We start from the raw sequence: 25,537 nt of genomic DNA on the forward strand, positions 1-25,537 counted from the left end.
GAATGATCTATAAAAAAGGCTTATCAATACTAGCCGCTGCCTTGGTTTCCGTTTCTGCGTTCGCCCAGATGCCTGAGAAGGTTGGGGGATTGTTGAATGTGGATAAAACCGCAGCAAACATATCAAAATCGGAGGGTCCACATGCTGGATTCAAATATATGGTAGATAAACAGTCTACCTTTTATGTGCCCTCTCCTGTGAATGCCGTTAATTATTTGGATAATAGACCTAATATTCCCGATCTGTTGACCTGGGAACCCAATCTGGTTTTGGTATCCCGTAGTTTGGACTGGGGAGTGACCTCAGGCCCTATGGAATTTCAAAAAGTTGGATCTCCAAAAAGATTTGGTCAATACCTTTCGGTATGGCGTAGGGATAAAAAAGGGAACTGGAAGATCCATTTGCGTACAGAGGTTGATAACTTTGGAAAGAAAAAATCCGAAGGATTGGAATATTACGAACCGGATAGCAAGAATTTCCTGAAACATCGCTCGGAGAAGAGATTACAACAGCGTGAGGAAGTCGTTTTCCAAACGGATGAGTTATTCTCTACCATCTTGAAAGCAGATACTAGGACGGGTTATAAAGAATTCTTGGCGGATGATGCTCGTTTTTATTTTCCTTGGAAGGATGAGATTGAAGGCAGGGATAAGGTTCTTGACTTTTTGAAAAAGGACCGGATTGAGATCGATACGGAACCAACGGAGGTAGGACGTGCTTATAGTGGTGAGTTTGCTTATACGCTAGGAACGGCTACTGTAGGGATGAAAGATAAGGTGGTTAAGTTTAGTTATATCCGGATCTGGCAATTGAAAGATGATTTCAATTGGAAGGTTATTTTGGAAATGATGTGGGAAAGGTAGAAATTGGATTGTTTTAAAGCGTTGTGCTTTAAAACGTGATAGCTATAAAATGTGATAACTATAAAACGTAATTGCTATAAAGCGTCATTGCGAGGAGGTACGACGAAGCAATCTTTGGATTAGTGTCATCCTGAGCGAAGTCGAAGGATCTGTACGGGGTTCCAAATGTAGATACTTCGACTTCGCTCAGCATGACAAACTGAAAGATTGCTTCGTTCCTCGCAATGGCGGTAAAGGTCCTCGCAATGAAGCGTTTTTATCTAATGTCTATAATCTAATATCTAATATTTATCATCCCCAACCTAATTCCTGTTCACCGCTACATCCTCTAAATTACTCTTCGAAAAGATCTTCAGTTCATCACAAGAACCAAAATCCTCATTTATCTGAACAAACGTAGTCTTTGTTTTCTTCTCAAACCACTCACTCATTTTACGGCGGGTTTTATCCTCTTGCGCATAAAACTGAATAGTTGCAAAATCCTGCTCTAAACTTGCGCGGTGTGGCGGAATACGAGTCTTCAAATAATTGAATTTATAACCTATCTTTCCAGTTCTTGGATCCTGGTATTGATAGGATTCTGTATATTCTCCAGGTTGGATCGGGTCAATAGCGACAAATACCTCTTTCTCCAAATTCTCCACGGCAATAATCGTCGAACGGTTTTCCGATCTAGGATCGATAACCATACCTCCTGTAAACTTCGTTTCTTTATTATCCGAATATCTAGATGCAGCCGCACTAAAGCTCATCTTACCAGTTTTAACCAAATTCAAAACAGAATCTAACTTGGTTTTCGCGCGATCTAAACTTGCCTGGGTAGGCTGGGTAAGGATCAAGACATGGCGCACATTAACATCCTCTCCACGGCGTTGTAATACCTGCAAGAAGTGGAATCCATATTCCGTTTCAAATACCGGTGAGATCTCGCCCTCTTTTAATTTAAAAGCCATGGCGGAGAACTCCTTCACATAATTCGTTCTAGGCGCAAAACCCAATTCACCACCTCTTTTTGCAGATTCCTTATCTTCTGAATAAAAACGTGCTACCGTACCGAAATCTGTACCATCCAATACCTGTTGGCGGTATTTCTCTGCACGCTCTTTAAATACATTCTTCTCGTCCTTGGTCAATTCCGGTTCAATGGTGATCTCACCAATTTCCACCTGGGTACTGATGTTTGGAACTTCATTTTCTGCCAAGGATTCGAAATATTTTTTAACTTCCAATGGAGTGATCGTGATCTTTTGGATCAAGGAACGTTGGAATTTTTGTGCTTTTAATTGTTCTGCAACTACTGGACGCATTTCCTCCTTATACTGTAAGAGCGAACGTTTCAAGAAAGCCTCTACACGCTCCTGACCACCACCTTGAGCAATCATTCCACGCATACGAGAGTTTAGATCATCATCTACTTCTGATTCGGTTACTTCTACCGAGTCAATGGCCGCTTGTTGAGCCAACAGCTTCGTGATGATCAATTGCTGTAAGAATCTACATTTGATATCAGGAGCAGGTTCCCCACGATTAAGCAGGTATTGGGCGTATTGAGCTTCTACCTCTGATTGTAGGATTACCCCCGAACCAACAGTAGCCACTACGCGATCAATAAGTTTTTCTTGTGCACTTACCTGTATGGAACATACCGTAAGTATTAATATAATAATCTTTGAAAGGTTTTTCATTCTATTTTAACGCGCTATTCCGATAGTCTTTTGGCAAAAATATTAAATATTATGCCTTTTTTAATACATTTACGAATGAAATAAAATAATAATCTATTTCAACCGCTTCTTAATTCCGCTAAAATAGCGAAACAGTCTTACAATAAACTCGATTTAACCATATTTAACAGATGATTAAAAGATATTTTTCAGTTGCATTAATCCTTATGACAGTGGTAGTTACAGAAATTAAAGCGCAAAAAATTCCATTATATGTTGGAACTTATACGGAAAAAGAAGAGAGTAAAGGGATTTATACTTTTTCCTTTGATACCGAAACGGCAGATGTAACGTTGTTGTCAGAGACGGAAACCCCTTCACCATCCTTTATTGCACGGAAAAATGAGCTTTTACTGGCTGTAAATGAATTGACCGATGGTAATCAATCGATATCGGCTTTTCAGATAGAAGGGGACAAGTTGAAATTCATCAATAAATTGCCCACAACAGGATCAGCTCCCTGTCATGTATTGTTGGATCCCAAAGGTAAATATGCCATTGTCTCCAACTATTTAGGCGGAACATTGGATATCTATGGTATTGATTCTCAAAAGGGTTTATTAGGTCATGAAGGAAATGTAAAATTCGAAGGGTCAGGACCGAATAAAAAGCGCCAGGATGCACCACATATACATTCCACATTTTTTGGGAAAGATAATCATGTCTATGTTTCTGATTTAGGTTCGGATCAGATCTATGAATTCCAGGTACAGAAGAAGGATGGAAAACATGCCTTGAATTTAGCATCGATCATTAAAACTCCTGCAGGTGCTGGACCACGCCATCTTGCCTTTCATCCGAAGAAGAAGATAATTTACGCCATTATGGAAATGACAGCTGATGTGCTGGTCTATGAAAAGGAAAATGATACTTGGGTCGAAAAACAACGGTTGAACATGAATGCGGAAGGCTTTTCTGGAAACAGTGGAGCTGCGGATATCAAGGTTTCCAAGGATGGTCGATTTGTTTATGCTACGGATCGGGTGGATGCGAATAGCATTGCCAGCTTTAAGGTGCTTAGAGATGGAACATTGGAGAAAATCCAGGTACAATCCGTATTGGGCAAAGGGCCGAGAAACTTTAATTTTTCACCTGATGAAAAGTTTGTGCTGGTTGGAAACCAGATAAGTAATGAAGTGGTAATCTTCAAAAGGGATAAAAAAACAGGGTTATTAACGGATTCTGGCAAACGCATCAATGCATTTAAACCTGTTTGTTTGATATTTTAACCTGATATTTTAATCTGTGGCATCATCCGAATGCGCGATGTTCTCTTTTGCATGGGGTTGTGCTTTCTCCGGATCACTTTCTAAACAATGTGTTTCCTTGTTGTACATCCCTTTAAGTTCATCGACCACCGTGCCTTTCCACAAAGGGGTGCCAGTAAAATAGGCTGCTTTGGCTATCATATGGGCCGCAATAGGGGCAGTTAGGATCAGGAAGAAAATAATGGCGATGGATTTGGTAGTCACCGAGACATCACCAGGGAACATGATAGCTGCACAAATCAACAATAACCCAACTCCTAAGGTGGAGGCTTTTACCGTGACGGATAGCCGTAGGTAAAAATCAGGCATCCGTAGAACGCCGATGGAGGCGAATAGGATACTCAATGCACCTATGGTGCTTAATATGGCTAGAATAATATCAATCATCTTGTTGTTTTTCAATGTAATAAGAAAAGGCGATAGTGCCTAAGAAAGCGATCAGTGCCAATATGATCGCCACATCCAATAGCACATCCTGTTCCTGTCTGATGCTATAGACGGTGATGATCCCAATCCCGATGGTAATGATCAGGTCAAGTGCGATTACCCGATCCACCACAGTTGGTCCCTTGAATAATCGGATGAAAACCAAGAGCACCGAGATGGTCAATATCGGAAGAATCACAAAATCAAAATAGGCCTCTAAACTCATCGTAATAACTCTAATAATTTACGTTCAACTCCAGTTTTTAATGTCCGGATGAATTGTTCTTCATCCTTCAGGTACATCACATGGATATAAATAGCTTTTTTATCATCGCTGATATCAATGATCAAGGTGCCTGGCGTTAAGGAGATAAAAGTGGATAACAGGTTGATTTCAAAATCGGTGTTCGCATTGACCGGATAACGAACAATACCGGGTTTGAAAAAGTATTTTGGTGTTATCACATCGTATGCTACCTGGACATTGGCTTTGATCAATTCGTATAGGAAGAAAAAGAAGAAACTGATGATCTTGGGCACCCGATAGAAATAGCGGACATCCGATTCGTTCCGATTCATGATCCATAACACGCCAAATCCCAGGAGGTATCCAAAGATAAAATTAGAATAGAGCATGGATCCCGTAAGAGCTACCCAAATAAAGGATAGCAACAGGTTCATTAGAAAAAACTTGATCATTGTTCAAAAACTTTATCGCCCAATACCGTGCGGATATACAGGCTGGTGTCCAACAATTCGTTCGTTATCTTATCCACCAATATGATGATGTTTTCTACATTCAGACCAATGTACAAAGTAACAGCACATAAGAGGAGGATAGGTAGTACCAATAGGATCTTTTTGAATGGTGGAAGATCCACAAATTTATCATCAACTTCTATGCCTTCAGGGGTGTCCTTCCAAAATACATCAGCCCACATTTTGGCTATGACATACATCGTTACTAAACTTCCTACAATTAAAGCAATGATGAAGAAATATTGTTTTTCTATAAAAGCTTCCTGGAAAAGGTAGATCTTTGGCCAAAAGCCTGATAATGGCGGAATACCCACCAGTGAAAATAAGACCAAGGCAATAATCAAGGAAATCAAGGGATAATTTTTATAAAGACCTCCTAATTTATTCATATCCATCGTTCCTCTGATCTGTCGGATGATCCCTGCAATCAGGAACATATTGGTCTTAACAATAATATCGTGGATCAAGTAGAGGACGGTTCCCATCAGCGCAATCTTGCTGAACATGGCAATACCACCGAGCATAAATCCGATATGACAGACGATCAAATAGGAGAACAACCTTCTAATATTGGTTTTGATCAATGCCCCAAAAGCTCCAGTCAGGATTGTCAAAACAGCCAGGACCATAAACAGGTTCCTGGTAAAATCATCGGGTATAAATATCAGACTGAATACACGTAGAATAGCATAGATACCGACTTTCGTCAATAGACCACCAAAGGTAGCTGCTACTGCGGAAGGTGGGGTATGGTAGGAGGAAGGTAGCCAATAATATAAGGGGAAGACGGCAGATTTGATACCAAATCCCATGATAAAGAATACCGAGGTGATCCCGACCAAAGCTTTATTATCAAATTCCCTGATCTTAAGGGAAAGGTCTGCCATGTTCAAGGAGCCGGTAATACCGTAAAGAATCCCGATACCAGTGAGGAAGAAGGTCGAGGCGAGAATATTCATTGCCATGTACTTTACAGCACCTTCCAATTGTGCTTTTCGGCCACCCAATGTCATCAGAACAAAGGAAGAAATGATGATGACCTCAAACCAGACATAGAGGTTGAAGATATCGCCAGTAAGGAAGGCTCCGTTCAATCCCATTAAAAGGAAATGGAAGATAGGAAAGTAGCCATATAACATCCTTTGCCTATTCAGACCGATGGAAGAAAAGATAGAAACCGCAAAACCTGCAATGGAAGTAAGCAGGACCATGGTTACACTGAGCAGGTCGGCAACAAAGACGATTCCGAATGGTGCTTCCCAATTGGAGGCATTCATATGGAGCGGCCCTTCGTTATAGACCTTAGCAAACAACCGGATGGCAATCAGAAGTCCGATAAACGCGCCACCCACACTCAAAAAACGCTGAGATATTGTCTTCCGCCAAGCAATCAATTGAATGATGGCAGTGAACAAATGGATAAAAACAGGGGCTAAAATATGGTTATCGATCATATATCTTCTTCTTCCGGCGTGTTTAAATCATCCAAATCATCTGAATTGACCAATGCGTAGACACGTTTCAATAATACGATGGCAAATGCCGTTAATGCGAAACTGATAACAATCGCGGTGAGGATCAAGGCCTGCGGGATCGGATCAGCATAAATATCCTGAAAAACATTATGGTCAGCATCAATTACTGGTGGTTTTCCTTTGGTAATACTACCCAAAAGGAAAATTAAAATGTTCGTTCCATTTCCTAGGAGCATGATCCCCAAGAGGAGCTTGACCATACTTCGCCGCAGGATGAGATAGACCCCCGCAGCATACAATAAACCCAAAACAGCAACAAGTAATAATTCCATATGATTAGTCCTTGGTTAATGAGATGGTGAACAATATGGTTAAGACCACGCCTACTACGACCAAGTAAACGCCTAGGTCAAAAAATAAGGCTGAGCCTATCATGCCAATTACAGGTATCTTTTCTTCCCACCAAAGACCGGTCATTGGTGGAAGGCCAAAAAAGGTTGGAAGCACTACACTTGTGGCAGAAATGCCCAATCCTATGGGTATCAAGGACAATGGTTTTCTTTTCAATATTTTCATGGTTGCTTCGGTACCATTGGCAAAGCTATGGAGCACGAAGGCGATGGATGCGACCAAGCCGCCCACAAATCCTCCTCCGGGATAATAATGGCCACGTAGGAGCAAAAAGAAGGAAAATAAGAGTAGGATAGGCAACAGATATCGTGTTGCGGTCTGTAAAATTATACTGCGCATATTTCTATTCTTTTTCTGATGATTTCAACCTTAATTTTAACAAACTATATACGCCTAAGGCTGCTATTCCAAGAACCACCGTTTCAAACATGGTATCTATACCCCGGAAGTCGGCAAGGATCAGGTTGACAACGTTCTTACCTTTTGCAAGGATATAAGCATTTTCCCCATAGAAATCACTGGTTTGCGTTTGGATAGGTTCGTATAATACTTTCAATGCAATGATGGACAAAATGGCTCCAAAGCCTAATGCAACCACGATATCGCGGTATTGCTGTTTGGCGGAGGCTAGATTAAGGAAGCCTGGAAGTTTATAGAGAACCAGTACAAACAGTACGGTACTTAAGGTATCAATAGTAAATTGGGTCATGGCCAGATCCGGTGCACTGTAGAACACATACATCAAACAGATACAGTAACCGATGACACTCATGGAAACAACTGCCGTTAAGCGAGAAGGGGTGGAAACAACGATCAATAATGCCCCAAGGAGGATGACGACCACTGCTACTTCATAGATTGTTAAAGGAGTCAGGTTGTCAAAATCAATTTGAATTGGCCCGCTCATCCATAATTTATAGATCAGCAATCCCTCAGCAAATAGAATGATCTTCAGGTGGTAAGAGCGTAGATAGCCGTTATGGAATTTGCCCGTATACCAAGTGGAAAAACGAATAATATCGTTACTGTATCTTGTTAAAATACTTTGGGAAGATATGGATTGGAATTTTTCTAAAAAGGAGACCTTTTTTTCACTTGGTTTATTGAATATATAGAGTAGGATCCCTAATCCTAGGGTTACTAGGCTTAGTATCAATACGGTATTAAAAGAACCGTGCCAGATGGCTAATTTCAAATCTGTTTCAGCACCGAATATGCTGTTTGCAGTTGCCAGGCTCATCCATTTCCCAATAAAACTAGGAAACAAACCAAATAAAAGACCTAGGGTCCCTAAAATCAATGGTGGAATCCACATGGATTTATAGGGCAAGTGCAGCTGGCTATATTCCCGCGGAAGTTCGCCAGCAAAGGGTTTCCATCCTGCCATAAATCCTGCCGCAACTAGGCAGGTATTGGTAATAACCGCCAGAATGGTCAAAATCAGCATTAGGTTTTCTTTGCTGTGTAAAGTGGCTTCATAGATGAGGTCCTTACCGATGAAACCAAAAGTTCCTGGTAAACCGGCACTACTTAAAGCTGCCAGTATACCTGCGATGGCAACCGGCATCAATACCTTTCTTAAGCCGGCAAGCTTGGTAATGTCCCTTGTACCAGTTTCATGATCGATGATCCCCGTTACTAAGAACAATGTTGCTTTATAAAGGGCATGGACTAAAATAAATACGGCAGCAGCTATAATAGCTTCCCGGCTTCCAACGCCTAAAAGAAAGACCAGAATTCCCAATGCCGAGATCGTAGTATAAGCTAATATAGATTTCAGATCGATCCGGAACAGGGAATGTATGGCCGCATATAGCATGGTAAATCCCCCGACGATCATGAGTGGATAGGACCAGAGGTCGGTGCCACCTAAGGCAGGAAAGAACCTCGCCAACAGGTAGATCCCCGCTTTTACCATGGTTGCGGAGTGCAGATAAGCGGAAACTGGTGTTGGGGCTTTCATCGCTCCAGGCAACCAAAAATGGAAAGGGAACTGTGCGGATTTGGTAAATGCTCCTAAGAATATAAAAAGGAGGATTAATGGATAGAAATCACTGTTAATAATCCTATCCTTATATTCGATCAATTCCGAAATCTGATAAGTTCCAGCCACATTTCCGAGCAATACCAAACCTGCTAAGAGAAAGAATCCACCCATCCCGGTGATGGTCATCGCTGTCATGGCGCTTTTCCTGGAATCCTTATTGTCGTTATTGAATCCGATCAGGAAAAAGGAACTGATACTGGTCAACTCCCAGAAAATAAATAAGAGCAGCATGTTATCCGAAAGGACCAATCCCATCATGGCGGTCATGAAAAGGAATAAATAACCGAAGAACCGGTCAAAATAAGGATGTCCTTTGAGGTAGGTTCGCGCATAAAAGAAGATGCCGGTCCCTATTCCGGTAATCAGTAACATGAACAACATGGAGAGACCATCCAAACGGAAGTCAAAATTAACTCCTAGTGTTGGGACCCATTCGATATGTTGGACAAAGGATGCTCCTGATGCAATTTTCGGGATAAATCCGAGGTAATAGGCAAAGATTCCCGTTGGGATAAGCGGTAATAAAATACTCCATTTGGATTTGAGCCTGGATCCGAAAGGGATAAGCAAAATGGCGGAAAACAAACCAAGAAGTATAGTAAACAGCATGAACTAATTATTAGAAATTTATGGGAATTGGCTAAAAATAATAAAAAACTCGCATTTTTCGTCGTTAAATTACGGTTAAACTTGAAAAAAATGTAGTTTTCGTGTGGTTTTATAATTAGCTTTATTTATCAATTACTAATCAACATGAATAAAAAACCTATCCTAATTTTGACTCTATTTCTAGGGATTTTAATGTATAATTTTACGGCTTCAGCACAACAAGATTATGTGAAACCAAAACTTAGTAACAAAGACTCTTGGTCTTTGGTTTTGATTCCCGATCCGCAATCCTATGTGAAATTTGAACGCAATGTTCCGCTGGTCAATTTAATGACTGCTTGGATAAAAGAAAATGTAGACTCCTTGAACACGCAGTTTGTGTTATATACAGGAGATCTGGTGGAGCAAAATGATCTGTTGAATCCTAATGGAAATGGTGGCGATGGATGGTTGAGGTATCTGGAGTTCTTGCCTGATGGAAAGACTGTGAAAGTAAAAACCTTTTCACCTTTGTTTGCAATATCGCCAGCTACCCAATCTTTAGCTTATAAAACAGAGAAAAATCAAGAATTTGAGTTTGAATTGTAGTTCTTTTTATACTTTTGGGTTTACCAAGCTATATTATGAAGAAATTAATTTTATCTCGTTTATTTGTTTTTGCCGTTTTATCGTTAGTTAGCCTGCAATCATTAGTTGCTCAGGATATTTCCAAAGATAGTTTATCCAAACATGTACATTATCTTGCTTCGGAAGAATTGGAGGGAAGAGGTTTGGGCACTGCCGGAAAGGATAAAGCGACCAGATTTATAGTAGAACAGTTCAGATCGGCAGGTTTACAGCCATATCAAGGGGGTTTTTTACAGGATTTTGAATTGACTTTTAGTCTTGCGAAGGTTAAGGCGCATAATGTATGAGGATTTGTAGAAGGGTCGGATCCTCAATTGAAATCAGAAATGATCGTGTTAGGAGCTCATTATGATCATCTTGGCTATAAAAAGGATCGTAAAGTTTGGTATCCGGGTGCTGATGATAACGTTTCTGGTGTAGCGACGGTAATTGAATTAGCGAAATATTTTGGAGAGGATGTCAATAGATCGAAACGAAGCATTTTGTTTATTGCCTTTGATGCGGAGGAATCGGGTCTTTTAGGTGCGAAACATTTTGTTGATAAGTTGAGTGCTGAAGAGCGCAATAAAATTAAGGCAATGTTCAGTTTTGATATGGTGGGAATGTTGAGTAAGAATAAGGGCTTGGTGTTAAAGGGTGTTCGGACATTGGGAGATGGCGTGGAATTGGCCGAACAAGAAGCAAAAGGATTAAACCTATTAAATCTTTCGGATAAAATTGAGGAGCGGACGGATACAGAACCTTTTGGGTCAGTAGGAATTCCGGCTATCCATGTTTTCACGGGATTGAAATCTCCTTATCATAAGCCTGAGGATAAAGCGGAATTATTGGATTATGATGGGATGAAGGAAATTGCTGATTTTTCAGCTCGATTTGTTGGAGCACTGGCTAATCAGCAGGAGGAACTTGTTGCTACCAAGAAGATGCAGAGGTTGCAGGAAAATCCGAAAAGTATTGGAAAACCAGTGACTTTAGCAGGAATGTTCCAGTTGAATTCGGGAAAGCATCTGTATGATGATGAGTTTTATGATGCAAAATCGGATATTGGCTTTAGCCTTGGTCTGCAAATGGAGTATCGGTTCAAGAAATTGTGGGCGGTTGATTTAGGAGGATATTTTAATAATAATGCAAGTCGATCTGCAGAAGGAAGGTTTGAGAGGAATTCATTGATGGTTCCGATGAATCTTAAATTTGGAAGTAATGTGGTTATTTCTGCGGGGCCGTATTATAAATATCATTTTAATGGTAAGAATGGGAATACGGATTTGGATTTTGAAAATACGTTTAGAAGGGATGAGTGGGGGTATTCGCTAGGTGTGGCTGTGGAGGTGATGAATTATCATGTAGGATGGGTAAGTAGAAGATCTTTTCACTCGATATATTCGAATGGGCCAAAGGTGATTCCAATTGAAAATGGGGTTTCTTTGGGGTGGAGGTTTTAACTTTTTTTTTGGGAAGATGCTGTCCTTGCGAAGGGTTAATAACGTCATTGCGAGGTGTGTATTGCGTCATTGCGAGGCACGAAGCAATCTTTACATTAGTCGAAAGATTGCTTCGTTCCTCGCAATGACGGGGAAAACCGCAATGACGGAGAAAGCCGAAATAAGAGTAAATGTCCTTATTTCATTTCCTTGGAGCCTTCAATAATCGCTTCCACAACAGTAGGGTCCTGCAAGGTTGAAGTATCACCTAAAGATCCCAATTCGCCTTCTGCGATTTTTCTCAAAATCCTACGCATAATCTTCCCAGACCTCGTCTTAGGCAATTCAGTCACAAACTGAATAATATCAGGTTTAGCAATCGCACCAATAATCCTAGTCACGGTCTGTAAAATATCCTGACGTGTTTTTTCAGCATCAATATGATGGTTCGCAATCACATATGCATAGATGCCCTGTCCTTTTACAGGATGCGGATAACCAACAATAGCTGATTCCACCACATCTGCGTGCATATTGATCGCATTTTCCACTTCAGCAGTTCCGATACGGTGTCCAGAGACATTCAACACATCATCAACACGGCCCGTAATTCGGTAATAACCTTCCGGACTTCTATAACAACCATCACCTGTAAAATACATATCCTCATACGTAGAGAAATATGTCTGTCTACAACGTTCATGGTCTCCCCAAGTTGTACGCAGCATACCTGGCCAAGGGAATTTGATACAAAGGTTTCCAGAAACATCGTTTCCTTCAATCTCTTCTCCGTTCTCATCCATCAAACAAGGTTGAACGCCTGGCAATGGTAACATGGCATATCCCGGGATCTCCGGTGTAATACCCGCAATCGGCGTAATCAAATGACCACCATTTTCTGTCTGCCACCAGGTATCCACAATCGGACAATTTCCTTTTCCCACTTTATCGTGGTACCAATTCCAAGCTTCCTCATTGATTGGCTCACCCACGGTACCTAACACTCTTAAAGAAGAAAGGTCCTTATTCTCCACATATTCATCTCCAAAAGCCATCAACGAACGGATCGCTGTAGGAGCGGTATATAAGATGTTAACTTTGTATTTTTCTACGATATCCCAGAAACGGCTAGCATCAGGATAGGTTGGAATTCCCTCAAACATCAAAGAGGTAGCTCCTTGAGATAATGGCCCATATACGATGTAACTATGGCCAGTAATCCAACCAATATCAGCTGTACAGAAATACACTTCTCCAGGTTGGTATTGGAAAGTATTGGCAAAGGTATATCCGGTATAGACCATATAACCGGCAGTACTGTGCACTACACCTTTCGGCTTTCCGGTCGAACCGGAGGTATATAGGATAAATAAGGTATCCTCGGCATCCATTTCTTCCGCTGGGCAAGCCGGATTTCCTTGAGTCTCCACTTTCTTGATCTCATCTTCCCACCAAACATCACGACCTTTGATCATGGAAATCGGCGTACGCGTACGGGTAAGTACAATCACTTTTTCTACCGATTTACATTGCATCAAGGCATCATCAACAATGGTTTTAAGTTCCAGAATTTTCTTTCCTCGGAAACCACCATCCGAAGTGATCACCAATTTACATTCCGCATCATTGATCCTGTCTGCAATGGATTGCGCCGAGAAACCACCAAACACCACCGAGTGGATGGCGCCTATTCGAGCACAGGCAAGAACGGCAATCACCAATTCAGGAACCATCGGTAAATAGATACAAACCCGGTCGCCTTTCCGGATGTTGTTGTTCTTTAATACATTGGAGAATTGTTCTACCTTCTGTAATAATTGTTTATAGGAAAGCACACGATGTGCCTCATGTGGATCATTTGGCTCCCAAATAATAGCAGGCTTATCGCCCAACTGGTAAATATGACGGTCTAAACAGTTTTCGGTAATGTTCAGCTTACCTCCTTCAAACCACTTAATATCCGGCTCTTTGAAATTCCAGTTTAATACATTGGTCCATTTTCTTTTCCAAAAGAAATTCTCCGCAATGCCTCCCCAGAATTGTTCCGGATTTTCTACACTCTCTTTGTAAGCTTTTTGATACTCCTCAAAAGATTTAATTTGAAAACTCATCTTTCTAAAATAAAATTATAGGTCTATATGTTTATTTGCTAGGGAAATTATTTAATTCGGTCAATTAGTTATTAGATGCCGTTAAATAGCCTCCCAGCAGAGCTAATTTAATTTTTTTTAATATGTTTTACTAATTTTTCCTGTCTTGATTGAATAAATTGCATTTTTGTTTAGGTTTTATTGTGGAAATTTTAAAGAGGATATATTATTTTTTGGTGCATACCAACCTGCTCATTGCTTTGGCTGCAATAGCCCAATGCGCATTGACTTACATGATCCTTCAACTCCCGATAAATCCTTCCATCTTAATTGTCGAGGGAACAACCACCTTATTGTTGTACAATTTGAGTTTGTATCTCTCTTTACCCCGAGAAACCGAAAAATCACCTTATATACGAACGCGCTGGATAGGAAGGAATATGCCTGTTTTTTGGGTATTAAGTTTATTAGCCTTTATTGTTTGTCTGTTTGCATTATGGCAACTGCATCTTATCACTTGGGTATTTCTTGGTGTCATCGGGTTGATCAGCATTGCTTACGCTGTTCCGCTCGTCAAATTCAAAGGTAAGAGACTTGGTTTGAGGCAGGTTCCAGGTTTAAAGGTATTCTATATTGCGGTAATATGGTCGCTGAGCAGCGTTGGATTGCCCGTCCTTGAATTATATGCAAATGGTGAGGCGATCGATTGGTATATGGCCAATTACTTGGGCATCGTTAAGATTCTATTTCTGCTGCTCTGTACCTTGCCCTTTGATATCCGAGATTATGAGCAGGATGTACAATATAACCTAAAAACCTTGCCCATTCTATTGGGTAAAAGGAAAGCGATAGGTTTATCCTATGCTATGGGCGTAATCCATATTCTCTTGATCTATTTTTCACCTTATTCAGATCCTGTTAAAATGGGGATGGTTTTAACCAGTTTGCTTGTACTGTTTCTTTTTAAAGCCCTTATTTTCACAACAAAAAAACATTACCACCATGTTTACCTATTGGATTTAGCTTTGATCGTACAGTGGTTGATTGTATGGATCTGCTTATCGTGGAGGTAATACCTAGCCTAATTTGTTATAATCTTATCTGTTTTTTAAAAAGGCGATAATCTTTTCACCAAGGAAGGAGGAAAGCTTCTCATAACTTTCAAAGGTCCAACCGGCCACATGCGGACTCAACAAAACATTGTCCCTGCTGATCAGATCTGCATACCATTCCTGTTCCGCTAAAGCTGGAAATTTCTCGAAAGGGAGTACATCGAAGGCTGCGCCAAGAATCTTTCCATTATCGAGATTCTTTAAGACCGCAGGCACTTTTGCGATTCCTCCTCGGGCACCCATCAAAAAGAAGATGGGTTTGCGGAAATGGAAAAGATATTCCTCATCCACCATACCTCTTGTTTCGCGGGTCAATGGGATGTGAAAACTTAATATATCGGCTTGTTTTACCACTTCTTCCATGGAAACCTCACGCGCATATTGATCCGAAAAGCCAGTTTTGTATTTATCGTAAGCAATAACTTTAACCTCAAAACCGGAAAGCTTTTTGGCCATGGCCTGGCCGTTATTCCCATAACCGATCAATGCAACAGTCCGACCTTTGAGCTCATAACCTCTGTTTTCTTCCCTTTTCCAGAAACCCGTTCTCACTTCCTTATCCCCCCGATTCAAGTTATTCATCAGGCTCAATAACATGCCGATCATATGTTCGCCCACTGCATCGCGGTTTCCTTCATTAGCAGAAAAGAGGAATATTCCTTTAGAAGCGGCATATTCTTCATCGATATTGTCCATCCCAGCTCCAGCCCTGCCTATAAATTCCAGCTTATTCCCCAAATCGATGAAAGCCTGGTCAACTTGGAATTTTGATCGGATGATAAGTCCTGAGTAGTTCCCTATTATTTTTTCTGCCTCTTCACATTGGATATCAGGTTGATAATCATAAGCAATGTTCTCCTTCTTGAACTGGTCAAGAATAACCTCATGTAAATCATCGACAATTAATATGCTCATGAAAAATGGAATTAAATTTCAACTATTTATGTTGATTAGGGTTTCTTAGCGATTTCATTGGTCAATTGAACAAAATCGTTTACATCCAATCGTTCCGCCCGAAGTTCGTAAAGGGGATTATCACTCATCTGTTCTTTTGGGATAACGCCAGAAAGTGCATTTCTTAAGGTCTTCCGTCTTTGGTTAAATCCAGCTTTCACTACACGCCAAAATAATTTCTCATCACAATCCAAAGATTCCTTATCATTCCTCACCATGCGCATCACACCCGATAAAACCTTTGGCGGAGGATTAAAAGCACCTGCTTTTACCGTGAATAGATAAGAAACATCATAATAAGCCTGCAAAAAGACGGATAAGATTCCGTACTCTTTGTTCCCTGGCTTAGCCACACAACGTTCTGCAACTTCCTTTTGGAACATGCCCACCATTTCAACTACGCGCTGTCTTTCTTCTAAGATCTTGAAAAGAATCTGGGAGGAAATATTGTACGGGAAATTCCCGATCACGGCCATTTTATCGCCAAAATATTGACCAAAATCCAGGTTCAGAAAATCTCCATGGATCAATCTATTTCCTAATTCGGGGTACTTATCAGCTAAAAATTCAATGGATTCATCATCTACATCGATGAGAAAGGTTTCGTAGTTAGTGTTCTGAAGGAGGAAATCGGAGAGTACACCCATCCCAGGACCTACTTCCAACACCTGATTGAATCCCAAGGAAGGAGTCAAAGCATCCACTATACGTTGTGCCGCATTTTTATCATTAAGAAAATGCTGGCCTAAATGTTTCTTTGCACGAACTGAACCCATAAGCTTAAATTATGCAAAGATACTATTTTTAAATAACCTGATTGTTTATCTTTTTTTGCTATTTTTGACTATCTAATGCGCAAAAAAGATGAGTGAAAAGCTAAAAATTGGGATTTCAATCGGCGATATCAATGGTATCGGACTAGAGGTAATTATCAAATCGTTAATGGATCCTCGCATCCTGGATTTCTTTACCCCAATTGTATACGGAAATACCAAAGTGGCTTCCTTTCATCGCAAAGCAATAGGTGTTAATGATTTCAGTTTCAATGTGATCAATGCCGCATCAGATGCCAATCCGAAGCGTCCTAATATGATCAATTGTTGGCAAGAAGATGTGAAGATATCTTTGGGCGAGCAGAACGAAATCGGCGGAAAATACGCATTCATTTCCCTACAAAAAGCAGCAGAGGACTTAAAAGCCGGTGTGATCGATGCATTGGTTACTGCACCCATCAACAAACATAATATCCAACAAGAAGGATTTAATTTTCCTGGCCATACGGAATATCTTCAGGATTTCTTCGGGGCTAAGGATGTGTTGATGTTCATGGTCAGTGAAGATCTTCGGGTAGGGGTGGTAACAGGCCATATTCCAGTTAAAGAAGTATCCGAAGCGATTACCGAAGAATCCATCCTACACAAATTGCGCATGATGAATACCAGTCTGAAAGTGGATTTCTGGATTCAGAAACCAAAAATTGCCGTATTGGGATTAAACCCTCATGCAGGCGATGATGGACTTATCGGTACAGAGGATCAGGATATCGTGGCTCCAGCGATCAAAAAAGCCTTCGATGAAGGGATATTTTGTTTCGGACCATATCCTGCAGATGGTTTTTTTGCTGCAGATGCCTATACCAAATTTGATGCGGTATTAGCGATGTACCACGATCAAGGTCTGATCCCTTTCAAGCATATTGCTTCTCGAAACGGGATTAACTTTACTGCGGGCTTACCGGTGGTAAGGACCTCCCCAGATCATGGAACGGGTTATGATATTGCAGGAAAGAATCAAGCGTCGCATACTTCCTTCCTTTCCGCGATCTTTGAGGCCGTTCATATTGTGAATAGGCGTCGGGAGCAGGCTGTATTGGCAGAAAATCCATTAGCATTCCGTCGTTTGAGCAAGGATAGAGACTAATCTATCCGTTTTTTAGTCAGGTAGCAGGTCCCTGTTATCTATAAATTTCATTACTTTTGCACTTTGTTGCTATGAGTGAAAATTTAAGTCATCCAATATTTTCCATTATCCGAGATTTGGCGAAGGAAGAACAGGTATCTTGTTTCGTAATTGGCGGCTATGTTCGTGATCGGATCATGGGCAGGCCATTAAAAGATGATATCGATATATTAGTGTTGGGAAGTGGGATTGATTTTGCTGCCAAACTAGGGGAGAAGCTGCATACGAATGTAGCGGTGTATAAATCCTTCGGAACCGCCATGCTCAATTTTCAAGGTTTACAGGTCGAATTTGTGGGAGCTCGCAAAGAGTCCTATCGTCGGGAATCGAGGAAACCTATTGTGGAAGATGGCACATTAGAAGATGATCAGAACCGGCGCGATTTTACGATCAATGCAATGGCCTACTCCTTAAATGAGGAGAATTATGGCGAGTTGATCGATCCTTTTGATGGCGTGGCTGATATCCAGAACCAACTGATAAAAACCCCATTAGAACCCGGAATAACTTTTTCAGACGATCCTTTGCGAATGATGCGTGCCATCCGCTTCGCTACCCAATTGACCTTTCGAATTGATTCCGCAGCGTTGAATGCTATTGCTGAACATGCCGATCGTATCAAGATCATCTCCAAAGAGCGGGTAATCGATGAACTGAATAAAATTATCCTTGCTAAGAAACCATCCATCGGTTTTAAGTATTTGTTTGATACCGGCTTATTGGAGTTGATATTTCCGGCGATGCATCAATTATATGGTGTAGACTATGTGGATGGAAAAGGGCATAAGGATAATTTCTATCATACTTTGGAGGTATTGGATAATGTAGCGGAAATGTCTGATGATCTCTGGTTGAGATGGGCAGCGATCATGCACGATATCGCCAAGCCGGCCACCAAAAGATTTGATAAGAAGGTAGGTTGGACCTTTCATGGCCATGAAGATAAAGGGGCTAAAATGGTTCCGAAACTATTTGCCGAGCTCAAGTTGCCTCTCCATGAAAAGATGAAATTTGTGCAGAAACTAGTGGCTTTGCATCTTCGTCCTATTGTGCTGGCAAAGGATATCGTAACAGATTCTGCAGTTAGAAGACTATTGTTCGAAGCAGGAGATGATATTGATTCCTTGATGATGTTATGCCATGCGGATGTAACGACCAAGAATGATTTCAAGAAAAAGAAATACCGCGAGAATTTCGACCTGGTCAAACAGAAGTTGAAAGACGTGGAGGAACGGGATCAGATCCGGAATTGGCAGCCGCCAATTGATGGTGATGATATCATGAAAATGTTTGGTATTGGACCTGGAAGGCATGTAGGTATTATTAAAAACGCTATCCGTGAAGCTATTTTGGAAGGCGAAATTCCAAATGCAAGGAAGGAAGCCCTACAATTTATGTTGGAGAAAGGTAAAAACTTAGGCCTTGAAGTGGTAGGTCAAGTTTAATTTTTTTAAAAAATATGTAACTTTAATGCTCGAAATATCGCATTATTAACGAAATATAAAATGGCAATTTACAGATTTAGGGTAACCTTTGAAGACTATGAGGATGTGTACAGAGAGGTTGACATGCCTTCTAAAGCAACTTTTTTAGAACTGCATGAAACGATCCATAAATCAACGGGTTACGATCAGGACAAATCTTCTTCTTTTTATGTAAGTAATGACCAATGGAAAAAAGGCACTGAAATCGCATTTCAACCTAATGAAAGGAAGAAGAGTGCAGGTGTATTATTGGTAGAAGATGTTCGACTTAGTAAATTCATCGATGATCCACATCAGAAATTTTACTACGTATATAATTTTGATCGTCCATACGACTTTCATGTTGAGCTGATCAAGATCCTTAAAGAAGAGGATGGGAAGGAATATCCTGCGGTATTCAAAAAAGTGGGTGAAGCACCAAAAGTGGTATCTGCGGCTAATTTCCCTGTTACAGGCGATGAGGATGATGACGATGATTATGTTGAAGAAGTTGGCGAAGAGTACGGTGTAGATGAGGAGGATGATTATGATATGTTCGATGACGAAGAAGGGGAAGAAGGAGAAGGCGAAGATAAAAGTTCATCAAACGAAGATTATTAAGATTTTTTAGATTCGAATAGGAATAGATGATAGCCAAACTATCATCTATTTTTTTAAATATCCCTTATGTCAAGTCAGAAAACATTGATTGTTGTTGTTGGACCTACTGCTGTTGGCAAGACGGCTATGGGCATCGCCTTGGCAAAATATTTCAAAACATCCATTATATCGGCTGATTCCCGCCAATTCTATCAAGAAATGAGTATAGGGACAGCCAAACCGACGAAAGAGGAACTTGCCGAAGCCAAACATTATTTTATCGATTCCCATTCCATTGCCACTGATTATACGGCGGGTGATTATGAACGGGAAGCACTCCAATGCTTGGAAGAATTATTCAAAACTACAGATGTAGTGATCGCTGTTGGAGGATCTGGTTTATTTGTTCGTGCGCTGACAGAAGGACTGGATGATTTACCTAAGGCACCGGAAGAAGTCCGTGAATCTTTGAACCAATCCTTTAAGGAACATGGTTTGCAACCCCTCCAAGACAGATTAAAGGCGGTTGATCCCACTTACTATGCCAAGGCTGATATAGAAAATCCGCAGCGTGTAATCCGTGCATTGGAAGTTTTTGAAGCTTCAGGGAAACCTATTTCTCATTTTATGAAAAATGAGGCAGTGAAAAGACCATTTAATGTCATCAGCATCGGGCTGAATACCGATAGAGCGGTGTTGTACGAACGAATCAATCGTCGGGTAGACATCATGATGGAACAAGGTCTTTTAGCGGAAGTACAATCCCTTTCCTCCTATAAAAATAAGCCAGCGCTATTGACGGTTGGTTATGCAGAACTATTCGATTACCTCGATGGTCTAATCTCTTTGGAGGAGGCAATAGAGCGTATCAAACAGAACTCTAGGCGTTACGCAAAACGACAAATTACCTGGTTCAAGAAATATGGCCACACCCATTGGTTCGAACCGAACGATGTGCAGGCCGTTCTGGATTTTCTATCTGAAAAATTGCCAAAAAAATAGCCCCTCTTTCAAGGGGCATTCATTTGTGTATGTAATAGATGTGATTTAATCGTTTGGCAGCTCTTCCAGGTATTTCAATTCACTCTCTGATAAACCTTGAGAAGAATCGGTTAGCGTCCATAGAATATCCTGCAATTCATCAACAATATCCCAATAATCGCTACTGTAATCTTCCTGTACGTTGTATTGTTCAATGTTTATTTTTTTATTCTTTAACTTGTTGATCAGGTCATGAATGATTCTTGAATTGGTAACCACCGCAAAATCATATTGTTCAGAACTTGATGAACTTGATTTTGATGCATTTCCACAGTACATATGTAGATCCAACAGTTTCGTGCTGTTTGCAGGGATGGTAATCGTCACTTTCTTTAGTAGTACACCATTCTGATAATGTCCCGACCTAGATTTAATGACCAATCCTGCCGGTATTTCAAATCTTTTTTCAGAAGAAGTGCTGTTCTTCAAATTAAGTGCTAGCCTTACATATTCCCCACTTCCTCTTGTGAAATCAGCGGTATTATTAGCTAAATCTGCTTTCAGAGCAGCTCTTTTTTTGGAAATAGATGCTTTGAATCCTTGTTGTGTTTCGGTATTTACCTTGGAGAAATTACCATAGTATCCCGAGAAGCCTGTGATCTCACCTTCTTGGCTAATCCCTTCAGGTAGGGTGTATTTTATCCCTGTCAACTCTCCCTCTTTATCCCCAAGGCCAGGGATCTCTCCTGGAGTGTAATCTTTTAATTCTTGGTTATAGGAGGTATCATCATCACTGTCTTTTGAACATGAAATTTGGAAGAAGCAGATACTGCATAAAAGGACAAGGCTTGTCAAGATGGATCGTTTTTTCATAAGATTCGTTTTATTAATAGTAAGTTTCAATTGAATAGAACTTCTGTCTCAAAGGTATGAAGAAGAAAAACCTTAAAAAATACCGGATTTCAGGTAAATTTCATTTCATTTTCCGGGAGTTGGCAAAGTTTACAATTTGCGCAATCGATTGACAGCAATTTCAGAAGGAGAGAATTCTTATATTGTCGCTCAAATTATAATACCCCATATCATGATTTTCAAGAAACTACCTTATTTGACGCTTTCGATGGTCCTAGGCCTTTCGTCCGTTCATGCGCAATCAAGAGTTGATAAACCATTTAATGATAATTGGCAATTCTATAAAGCGAACAACAGCACATTTTTTACGGATTTTGATAATGGCACTAAGTATTTTGAAAGCCAAAGTCAATGGACCAAATTAGAAGTTTGGGAGGATATTCAGTTGCCTCATACCTATAATAGGGAAGATATGCAGAAAGACCGGAATTTCTTTGAAGGCAAAGCTGTTTATCAAAAGAAATTCCAGATGACAGCCTCGGATAAGGAAAAAAGGAGCTTTCTGAAATTTGAAGGAGTAGGGGCAGTCGCTCAACTGTTCATCAATGGAAATTATATTGGGGAACATAAGGGCGGATATGGCATGTTCGTTTTTGAGATCACCAATTCGGTGGATTATGATAAAGAGAATACTGTGGTTGTTGTAACCGACAATAAATCGAGACGTGATATTATTCCGATCAACCAATTTTTATTTCCGGTATATGGCGGTATTTACAGGCCTGTGCATTTGATCCAAACGAATAAAACAGGATTTGTAGTTACGGACCAAGCTTCTGACGGTATTTACATCCGTCAGAAAAATGTATCTTCCAAAAGTGCAGATGTTTCGGTTGAAGTAAAACTGGAAACCAAAGAAAAGCATACCCAATCGGGAGAATTGCTTGTTGAAATCCGGGATTTTGAAGGCAAGGTGGTGCAAACGGAAAAACAGGCGGTTAAGATAAGTCCACAAGGTGTAACCTATGTAACCCAGGATATCAAGATGAAATCGCCAAGATTGTGGGACGGCGTTAGGGATCCATACCTCTATTCCTTGACCGCGAAATTAATGGTGCAAGGGAAAGAGATGGATGCGGTAAAACAACCGTTGGGAGTTCGTAAAGTAGAATTGATCGCGGGTAAAGGTGTGTTCTTAAATGGCAAGCAATATCCAATGTTTGGTGTATGTAGACATCAGGACCGGGAAGGATTTGGAAGTGCATTAAGTTTTGAACAGCATAAGGAGGATTTCGAATTTATGAAGGAAATGGGGGTTACTACGCTCCGTTTGGCACATTATCAGCAATCTCCGGAGGTATATGCTTTGGCTGATACTGTAGGTTTTCTGACCTGGGCGGAGATTCCTTTTGTGAACAGGGTGTCGTATTATGAGAATGATAATGCGAAGCAGCAGATGCATGAATTGGTGAAACAGAATTTCAACCATCCTTCTATTTATATCTGGGGAGTACATAATGAAGTATATTCTAAAACTGCGGATGAACAAGTTCCGGTGTTGTCTAGGGAATTGAATGATATCGCAAAGACATTGGATCCAGATCGTTATACTGTAGCAGTTACGGGGTATAATGTGGTTGATCGTCAGGAAAATCTGAGTACAGATGTACAGGGGATAAACCATTATTTCGGATGGTATGGTGGTAAGATTGAAGATCTGAAACCATGGGCTGAAAAGGTTCAGCAGAATTTCCCGGATTATAAGGTTATTTTATCGGAATATGGGGCAGATGGAAATATAGATATTGGCCAAGAGTTGTTGGAACAACCTAAGGATGTGGTTTCTGGAAAATCATTTCCAGAGAATTATCAAACGGAGACCCATATTAAGCAATGGGCTGCGATTGAGCAGAATCCAATTATTTTGGCTTCTTATGTGTGGAACATGTTCGAATTTGCGGTTCCTGCCTGGAATAGGGGTGGTGTGAATGCAAGAAACTTAAAAGGGCTGATTACATTTGATCGCAAGCGTAAAAAAGATTCTTTCTATTGGTATAAGGCCAATTGGAATCCTGAGCCGATGATTTATTTGGCGAATAGGAGAGATAATAAAAGAACAAATGCAAGTACAAAGATTCAGGTATTTTCGAATTTAAGTAATGTGGTTGTTTCGGTTAATGGGAAAGATTATAAGGCAGTGAAAGGGGAGAATGATAAGCATTGGGTGGTAGAGCAGGTTCAGCTTCAAAAAGGTGAGAATAGGATTGTAGCGAAGGGGGATGCTGTTGGGAAAGTAGGGAAAGTTGGGGATAAATCTGCCGGGGGTAAAGATGCTGGGGCTAATGTGTTGACCGATGAAATGATTTGGACCTTGGAATAGATTAGGGGTTGGAATAGATTGAAGGAATTCACTCAAACGTCATTGCGAGGAGGTACGACGAAGCAATCTTCCCTCATGTCATGCTGAGCGTAGTCGAAGCATCTGTTCGTTAGTAACCGTACAGATCCTTCGACGATGCTCAGCATGACAAAGTGTAAAGATTGCTTCGTTCCTCGCAATGACGATAAAGTTCCTCGCAATGACGTGAATTAACCCTAATCAACCATTATCCCTACTTCACTATAAAATTCCAGCCATATGGATCTTCGATCCTACCATATCTTAAATCATTCAAATAATTCAATACCTTATTTGAAAACTCTCTTCCTTCAACCGGAGGAAGACTATAATCCTCACCTTCATATCCAATACGATCAATATGCGTAATGGTCGCCGCAGTACCTGCCGCAAAAGCTTCCGTAACTTTACCCTCTTTTATCCCATCGATCAGCTCCTGAACAGAAACCTTACGTTGCTCTGCCTTATAACCCCATTTTTCAGCTAATTCCATAATCGTCCTACGCGTCACACCATGAAGAATCGTATCCCCATGAGGCGTAATAATCGTATCCCCAATTCGGAAGATCAAATTCGCTGTACCAGCTTCTTCAATGTACTTATGCTCAAGCGCATCCGTCCACATGATCTGATCATAGCCTTCATCGTTCGCTAATTGCGTAGGATATAACGATAACGCATAATTCCCAGCATTTTTAGAGAAACCAACACCACCTTCAGCAGCACGTGTATAATGCGTTTCCACTTTTAAACTGATCGGTTTGCTGTAATACGCACCTACCGGACAAGTGATAATAATGAATTTGTATGATTTTGATGGATGTACGCCCAATGCAGCTTCAGTCGCAAACATAAAAGGTCGAATATAAAGGGAAGTTCCACCTACTGCTGGAACCCAATCTCTATCTACATCCAATAATTTTTTTAACCCATCCATGAAGATCTCTTCCGGCACCTCTGGCATCTGCAAACGTGCAGCAGATTTATTGAATCTTTCCCAGTTTTTATCCGGACGGAAAATGCTTACCGTACCATCTTCAAACTTATATCCTTTGATACCTTCAAAAATTGCTTGACCATAGTGCAGTGCAGACATGGAAGGGCTTACAGAAAGGTCTCCATAAGGCACAATGCTTACATCTTCCCATTTGCCATTGTCGTAGCTAGCTACGAGCATGTGATCAGACATGATCTGTCCGAATTTTAAATTGTTAAAGTCTACCTGCGAGAGTCTTGATTGTGTTACTGGCTCTACGCGAAATGAAATTTGTTCTGTCGCGCTCATATCTTAATTGATTGTTTTCGTTCTGCAAGTTAGGCAAAATTATTAAAATCCATACATTGTATGTTTTCCTATTCAGCACTGTATACTCTTTGCTATACAGTTAAGTATTAATACCCGAAAAATCCGAGAAAATTCAGTTCGGTATAATATTTGGATTATCGACCGGCAACTAACAATATTTTGTTAACAAACAACAGGTTATGGAAAGGAAAT

At 40.6% G+C, this 25,537-nt stretch carries 24 protein-coding genes; 11 read left to right on the top strand and 13 right to left on the bottom strand.

All coding sequences use genetic code 11. The annotated features are described in order from the left end of the window. The first annotated feature begins 2 nt into the window (after positions 1-2). Positions 3-863: a DUF4440 domain-containing protein gene (locus E3D81_RS08485; RefSeq protein ID WP_134777127.1), complete on the top strand. Its 861-nt coding sequence runs from the start codon at positions 3-5 to the stop codon at positions 861-863. Positions 864-1,165: 302 nt separating this feature from the next. On the opposite strand, the gene E3D81_RS08490 is transcribed toward E3D81_RS08485, so the two are convergent. Then, the gene (locus E3D81_RS08490; RefSeq protein ID WP_134777128.1) at positions 1,166-2,548 is read right to left on the bottom strand and encodes a peptidylprolyl isomerase; all 1,383 of its coding nucleotides are present in this window, start codon (positions 2,546-2,548) and stop codon (positions 1,166-1,168) included. A 170-nt stretch (positions 2,549-2,718) separates the two neighbouring features. Here E3D81_RS08490 and E3D81_RS08495 point away from each other — a divergent pair, with 170 nt between their 5' ends. Then, a complete protein-coding gene (locus E3D81_RS08495; protein ID WP_134777129.1) occupies positions 2,719-3,816 on the top strand; it encodes a lactonase family protein in 1,098 nt (365 codons plus the stop codon). A 9-nt stretch (positions 3,817-3,825) separates the two neighbouring features. Here the strand turns inward: E3D81_RS08495 and mnhG are convergent, their stop codons facing one another. The 7 genes from mnhG to E3D81_RS08530 are packed head-to-tail and all read right to left on the bottom strand — an operon-like array spanning position 3,826 to position 9,582. Further along, positions 3,826-4,242: a monovalent cation/H(+) antiporter subunit G gene (gene mnhG, locus E3D81_RS08500; protein ID WP_099365503.1), complete on the bottom strand. Its 417-nt coding sequence runs from the start codon at positions 4,240-4,242 to the stop codon at positions 3,826-3,828. Beyond that, positions 4,235-4,507 (bottom strand): monovalent cation/H+ antiporter complex subunit F, encoded by a 273-nt coding sequence (locus E3D81_RS08505; protein WP_099365504.1) that lies wholly within the window; start codon positions 4,505-4,507, stop codon positions 4,235-4,237. Before E3D81_RS08505 ends, mnhG begins: the two co-directional genes overlap by 8 nt. Beyond that, positions 4,504-4,980 (bottom strand): Na+/H+ antiporter subunit E, encoded by a 477-nt coding sequence (locus E3D81_RS08510; RefSeq protein WP_099365505.1) that lies wholly within the window; start codon positions 4,978-4,980, stop codon positions 4,504-4,506. The genes E3D81_RS08505 and E3D81_RS08510 overlap by 4 nt, the downstream gene beginning before the upstream one ends. Then, on the bottom strand, positions 4,977-6,494 hold the full coding sequence (locus tag E3D81_RS08515) for a proton-conducting transporter membrane subunit (protein ID WP_134777130.1): 1,518 nt from the start codon (positions 6,492-6,494) through the stop codon (positions 4,977-4,979). The genes E3D81_RS08510 and E3D81_RS08515 overlap by 4 nt, the downstream gene beginning before the upstream one ends. Next, positions 6,491-6,847, bottom strand: a complete 357-nt coding sequence (locus tag E3D81_RS08520) for a Na+/H+ antiporter subunit C (protein WP_099365507.1) — start codon at positions 6,845-6,847, stop codon at positions 6,491-6,493. The genes E3D81_RS08515 and E3D81_RS08520 overlap by 4 nt, the downstream gene beginning before the upstream one ends. A gap of 4 nt (positions 6,848-6,851) precedes the next feature. After that, positions 6,852-7,265 carry a Na+/H+ antiporter subunit B gene (locus E3D81_RS08525; RefSeq protein WP_099365508.1) on the bottom strand — a complete coding sequence of 138 codons (414 nt, stop codon included), beginning with the start codon at positions 7,263-7,265 and terminating at the stop codon, positions 6,852-6,854. A 4-nt stretch (positions 7,266-7,269) separates the two neighbouring features. Next, positions 7,270-9,582 (bottom strand): putative monovalent cation/H+ antiporter subunit A, encoded by a 2,313-nt coding sequence (locus tag E3D81_RS08530; RefSeq protein WP_134777131.1) that lies wholly within the window; start codon positions 9,580-9,582, stop codon positions 7,270-7,272. Positions 9,583-9,726: 144 nt separating this feature from the next. Here E3D81_RS08530 and E3D81_RS08535 point away from each other — a divergent pair, with 144 nt between their 5' ends. Genes E3D81_RS08535 through E3D81_RS08545 form a run of 3 tightly spaced genes read left to right on the top strand, consistent with a single transcriptional unit; the run spans position 9,727 to position 11,651 of the window. Further along, entirely contained in the window at positions 9,727-10,170 is a 444-nt protein-coding gene (locus tag E3D81_RS08535; protein ID WP_134777132.1) for a hypothetical protein, read from the top strand. A gap of 35 nt (positions 10,171-10,205) precedes the next feature. Then, on the top strand, positions 10,206-10,496 hold the full coding sequence (locus E3D81_RS08540; protein ID WP_134777133.1) for a hypothetical protein: 291 nt from the start codon (positions 10,206-10,208) through the stop codon (positions 10,494-10,496). 27 nt (positions 10,497-10,523) lie between these two features. After that, positions 10,524-11,651: a M20/M25/M40 family metallo-hydrolase gene (locus E3D81_RS08545; protein ID WP_317128178.1), complete on the top strand. Its 1,128-nt coding sequence runs from the start codon at positions 10,524-10,526 to the stop codon at positions 11,649-11,651. Positions 11,652-11,827: 176 nt separating this feature from the next. On the opposite strand, the gene acs is transcribed toward E3D81_RS08545, so the two are convergent. After that, the gene (gene acs, locus E3D81_RS08550) at positions 11,828-13,741 is read right to left on the bottom strand and encodes an acetate--CoA ligase (protein WP_099365512.1); all 1,914 of its coding nucleotides are present in this window, start codon (positions 13,739-13,741) and stop codon (positions 11,828-11,830) included. Positions 13,742-13,923: 182 nt separating this feature from the next. On the opposite strand from acs, the gene E3D81_RS08555 reads away from it, so the two are divergent. Further along, the gene (locus E3D81_RS08555) at positions 13,924-14,793 is read left to right on the top strand and encodes a UbiA family prenyltransferase (protein ID WP_134777135.1); all 870 of its coding nucleotides are present in this window, start codon (positions 13,924-13,926) and stop codon (positions 14,791-14,793) included. Positions 14,794-14,817: 24 nt separating this feature from the next. Here E3D81_RS08555 and E3D81_RS08560 read toward each other — a convergent pair whose 3' ends face one another. After that, complete coding sequence (locus tag E3D81_RS08560) at positions 14,818-15,747, bottom strand: NAD(P)-dependent oxidoreductase (protein WP_134777136.1); 930 nt, start codon at positions 15,745-15,747, stop codon at positions 14,818-14,820. A 35-nt stretch (positions 15,748-15,782) separates the two neighbouring features. Beyond that, the gene (gene rsmA, locus E3D81_RS08565; RefSeq protein WP_134777137.1) at positions 15,783-16,562 is read right to left on the bottom strand and encodes a 16S rRNA (adenine(1518)-N(6)/adenine(1519)-N(6))-dimethyltransferase RsmA; all 780 of its coding nucleotides are present in this window, start codon (positions 16,560-16,562) and stop codon (positions 15,783-15,785) included. A gap of 88 nt (positions 16,563-16,650) precedes the next feature. Between rsmA and pdxA the strand changes: the two genes are divergently transcribed. From pdxA to miaA, 4 genes are all read left to right on the top strand, one after another. Then, positions 16,651-17,706 (top strand): 4-hydroxythreonine-4-phosphate dehydrogenase PdxA, encoded by a 1,056-nt coding sequence (pdxA, locus tag E3D81_RS08570; protein ID WP_134777138.1) that lies wholly within the window; start codon positions 16,651-16,653, stop codon positions 17,704-17,706. Between the two features lie 71 nt (positions 17,707-17,777). Beyond that, entirely contained in the window at positions 17,778-19,190 is a 1,413-nt protein-coding gene (locus tag E3D81_RS08575) for a CCA tRNA nucleotidyltransferase (protein WP_134777139.1), read from the top strand. Positions 19,191-19,250: 60 nt separating this feature from the next. Continuing rightward, positions 19,251-19,829 (top strand): IS1096 element passenger TnpR family protein, encoded by a 579-nt coding sequence (locus tag E3D81_RS08580; protein ID WP_134777140.1) that lies wholly within the window; start codon positions 19,251-19,253, stop codon positions 19,827-19,829. Between the two features lie 66 nt (positions 19,830-19,895). Further along, a complete protein-coding gene (gene miaA, locus E3D81_RS08585; RefSeq protein ID WP_134777141.1) occupies positions 19,896-20,810 on the top strand; it encodes a tRNA (adenosine(37)-N6)-dimethylallyltransferase MiaA in 915 nt (304 codons plus the stop codon). A gap of 45 nt (positions 20,811-20,855) precedes the next feature. Here the strand turns inward: miaA and E3D81_RS08590 are convergent, their stop codons facing one another. Further along, positions 20,856-21,662: a hypothetical protein gene (locus E3D81_RS08590; RefSeq protein ID WP_134777142.1), complete on the bottom strand. Its 807-nt coding sequence runs from the start codon at positions 21,660-21,662 to the stop codon at positions 20,856-20,858. Positions 21,663-21,873: 211 nt separating this feature from the next. On the opposite strand from E3D81_RS08590, the gene E3D81_RS08595 reads away from it, so the two are divergent. Continuing rightward, entirely contained in the window at positions 21,874-24,021 is a 2,148-nt protein-coding gene (locus E3D81_RS08595) for a glycoside hydrolase family 2 protein (protein WP_134777143.1), read from the top strand. 232 nt (positions 24,022-24,253) lie between these two features. Here E3D81_RS08595 and E3D81_RS08600 read toward each other — a convergent pair whose 3' ends face one another. Beyond that, complete coding sequence (locus tag E3D81_RS08600) at positions 24,254-25,324, bottom strand: branched-chain amino acid aminotransferase (protein WP_134777144.1); 1,071 nt, start codon at positions 25,322-25,324, stop codon at positions 24,254-24,256. Positions 25,325-25,537 lie beyond the last annotated feature (213 nt).

The sequence above is a fragment of the Sphingobacterium sp. CZ-2 genome, from assembly GCF_004526235.1.
GTDB classification, from domain to species: domain Bacteria; phylum Bacteroidota; class Bacteroidia; order Sphingobacteriales; family Sphingobacteriaceae; genus Sphingobacterium; species Sphingobacterium tenebrionis.

What these genes read in the sequence shown, in the direction of transcription:
- E3D81_RS08495 (WP_134777129.1), top strand. Translation starts at nt 2,719, where the DNA reads ATGATTAAAAGATATTTTTCAGTTGCATTAATCCTTATGACAGTGGTA.
- E3D81_RS08580 (WP_134777140.1), top strand. Translation starts at nt 19,251, where the DNA reads ATGGCAATTTACAGATTTAGGGTAACCTTTGAAGACTATGAGGATGTG.
- E3D81_RS08560 (WP_134777136.1), bottom strand. Translation starts at nt 15,747, where the DNA reads ATGAGCATATTAATTGTCGATGATTTACATGAGGTTATTCTTGACCAG.
- E3D81_RS08530 (WP_134777131.1), bottom strand. Translation starts at nt 9,582, where the DNA reads ATGCTGTTTACTATACTTCTTGGTTTGTTTTCCGCCATTTTGCTTATC.
- E3D81_RS08535 (WP_134777132.1), top strand. Translation starts at nt 9,727, where the DNA reads ATGAATAAAAAACCTATCCTAATTTTGACTCTATTTCTAGGGATTTTA.
- E3D81_RS08540 (WP_134777133.1), top strand. Translation starts at nt 10,206, where the DNA reads ATGAAGAAATTAATTTTATCTCGTTTATTTGTTTTTGCCGTTTTATCG.
- E3D81_RS08575 (WP_134777139.1), top strand. Translation starts at nt 17,778, where the DNA reads ATGAGTGAAAATTTAAGTCATCCAATATTTTCCATTATCCGAGATTTG.
- acs (WP_099365512.1), bottom strand. Translation starts at nt 13,741, where the DNA reads ATGAGTTTTCAAATTAAATCTTTTGAGGAGTATCAAAAAGCTTACAAA.
- E3D81_RS08515 (WP_134777130.1), bottom strand. Translation starts at nt 6,494, where the DNA reads ATGATCGATAACCATATTTTAGCCCCTGTTTTTATCCATTTGTTCACT.
- E3D81_RS08485 (WP_134777127.1), top strand. Translation starts at nt 3, where the DNA reads ATGATCTATAAAAAAGGCTTATCAATACTAGCCGCTGCCTTGGTTTCC.
- miaA (WP_134777141.1), top strand. Translation starts at nt 19,896, where the DNA reads ATGTCAAGTCAGAAAACATTGATTGTTGTTGTTGGACCTACTGCTGTT.
- E3D81_RS08595 (WP_134777143.1), top strand. Translation starts at nt 21,874, where the DNA reads ATGATTTTCAAGAAACTACCTTATTTGACGCTTTCGATGGTCCTAGGC.
- E3D81_RS08525 (WP_099365508.1), bottom strand. Translation starts at nt 7,265, where the DNA reads ATGCGCAGTATAATTTTACAGACCGCAACACGATATCTGTTGCCTATC.
- rsmA (WP_134777137.1), bottom strand. Translation starts at nt 16,562, where the DNA reads ATGGGTTCAGTTCGTGCAAAGAAACATTTAGGCCAGCATTTTCTTAAT.
- E3D81_RS08510 (WP_099365505.1), bottom strand. Translation starts at nt 4,980, where the DNA reads ATGATCAAGTTTTTTCTAATGAACCTGTTGCTATCCTTTATTTGGGTA.
- E3D81_RS08490 (WP_134777128.1), bottom strand. Translation starts at nt 2,548, where the DNA reads ATGAAAAACCTTTCAAAGATTATTATATTAATACTTACGGTATGTTCC.
- E3D81_RS08520 (WP_099365507.1), bottom strand. Translation starts at nt 6,847, where the DNA reads ATGGAATTATTACTTGTTGCTGTTTTGGGTTTATTGTATGCTGCGGGG.
- mnhG (WP_099365503.1), bottom strand. Translation starts at nt 4,242, where the DNA reads ATGATTGATATTATTCTAGCCATATTAAGCACCATAGGTGCATTGAGT.
- E3D81_RS08590 (WP_134777142.1), bottom strand. Translation starts at nt 21,662, where the DNA reads ATGAAAAAACGATCCATCTTGACAAGCCTTGTCCTTTTATGCAGTATC.
- pdxA (WP_134777138.1), top strand. Translation starts at nt 16,651, where the DNA reads ATGAGTGAAAAGCTAAAAATTGGGATTTCAATCGGCGATATCAATGGT.
- E3D81_RS08600 (WP_134777144.1), bottom strand. Translation starts at nt 25,324, where the DNA reads ATGAGCGCGACAGAACAAATTTCATTTCGCGTAGAGCCAGTAACACAA.
- E3D81_RS08505 (WP_099365504.1), bottom strand. Translation starts at nt 4,507, where the DNA reads ATGAGTTTAGAGGCCTATTTTGATTTTGTGATTCTTCCGATATTGACC.